Genomic DNA, 1,770 nt, shown 5'->3' on the forward strand with positions numbered 1-1,770 from the left:
CTTGAGAGCGATCGGCTCGCCGCTGACCTAGCTCGCACAATCGCAGGTTGTTCAGCTCCTGGCGACAGGCTTACCGTGACGCGCCGCGCGCTGCATGAAGCTGTCGTTCCGCTGGCGGGCGGCAACAAGCCGGTTGACGCTTCTCTGGTCCGGCGCCAATCACCGCTACCTGAAACAGCAGACGAAGTATGCAATGTCGCCCGTAGTCTGGGCGGTCTCGATGCTGTGAATCTTGGCCGTCAGGCAACCGAAACTCGCCTCAAGGCGCTAAGCGCAAACGGCGAGCTGGCAAGCTACCGGATCCTTCATCTAGCCACACACGGTGCACTCGCGGGCGAATTGGACGGTAGTCGGGAGCCTGGGTTGATCCTCACGCCGCCTGAACAGTCATCGCGAAAGGACGACGGTTACCTGTCAGCCTCGGAGATCGCCGAGCTCAAACTCAACGCCGACTGGATCATTCTATCGGCCTGCAACACCGCTGCGGGCGCGACGGACGAGGCAGAAGCCTTGTCGGGTCTTGCTAAGGCGTTCTTCTACGCTGGCGCGCGCGCTCTGCTCGTCTCGCATTGGTACGTAGACAGTGCTGCAACGGTTGCCCTGATTACCGGAGCTGCGCGCGCGATGAGCCACGATGCCAACATGGGGCGCTCCGAAGCCATGAGGCAGGCGATGCTGGCACTTATCACGTCGGAGGGCGATTTCTGGCATCCCAGCTACTGGGCCCCCTTCGTGGTTGTCGGTGAGGGCGCAGACACGCGTTGAAACAACGACTGGGTTCATGCTCCGACGGTGTTACCCAAGATCGGCGGATCTAGGCCCGCTGGCCTCAGAAACGGTAAAAGGGAGATGGTGGGCGCACAATCTGAGAAGGCGAAATTCGGACCGACATCCAGACCGCCTCGCGTCGCTTGTCTGCTGGTTCTTGACCTCTCAGGCTGGCTCAGCAGGCACCGGCAAAGCTACGTGTGTCGACCGAGGTCAACACGTTATTCACGGAGCCACCGTAACCGCGATGATTGGCCCAACCGGCGCGAAGTTGCGCCGAGATAGTCCTGGCGCAAGCATTTGTGGCACAGAGCCGCCGTCGAGGAACAGGGCGTTCGGCACGTTCAACTTGATCTCAAAGAGCTTCGCAAAATTGTAGAACGTGACGAGGCCCTCAGAGATCGCAAAATAGACCGTGCGCCCGTCACCACTAACACCGACGCCACTTCGCAGCTTATGGTGCGCCGACGTCGGGTTGAATCGAGGATGAATACGTCCATCAATGACGAGCATCGGACCCGATTGCGTCGCGAAGGATGGTCGTCTATTGCGCCGCAAGAATGCGCGGGTTTCCATCACGCCGGCGCGTCCCTTATCAACGTAGAATATGCCATTCGGAAGCATGTGGAAATTGCCGGGGCCTCGACGCGTATTTGCGTTCCGGATCTTCCGGCGCGCTTCGACGTGATAGCCAGCAGGGGAGAGGTCCTCGCGGTACATGCCGCCGTTCATGGCAAACAGGAACACTTTCCCAGTCCGATCAAAATGCTGTCGGACTGCCTCGAGCGTTGCATATGGCTTTCCCGCTGCATTGCGCCAATGGATCGAAATTTGGGTCCTGGAGGGATCAAACTGGCAGACGGTATAACGGCTCCCAGCAAATGATCGGGCGCTGCAATGCCGGCCATCCTCAGGGCCTGCTAAGACCTCGCTTGCGAATGTGGCAGCCACGCTCAAGAACGCCGTAACGCATAGCAGGCCCATTCCCTTAATCGAGCCCTT

Annotated in this window: 2 protein-coding genes; one reads left to right on the top strand and one right to left on the bottom strand. The window is 59.6% G+C overall.

Annotated elements, in window-relative coordinates:
• Positions 1–765 (top strand): CHAT domain-containing protein (locus AC33YF_RS13850; protein WP_491777800.1); only part of this gene is annotated, 765 nt, incomplete at its 5' end.
• A gap of 228 nt (positions 766–993) precedes the next feature.
• Here the strand turns inward: AC33YF_RS13850 and AC33YF_RS13855 are convergent.
• Positions 994–1,770: phosphodiester glycosidase family protein (locus AC33YF_RS13855; RefSeq protein WP_491777801.1), on the bottom strand; the 777-nt coding region annotated here is incomplete at its 5' end.

Source organism: Methyloceanibacter sp. (assembly GCF_058506495.1).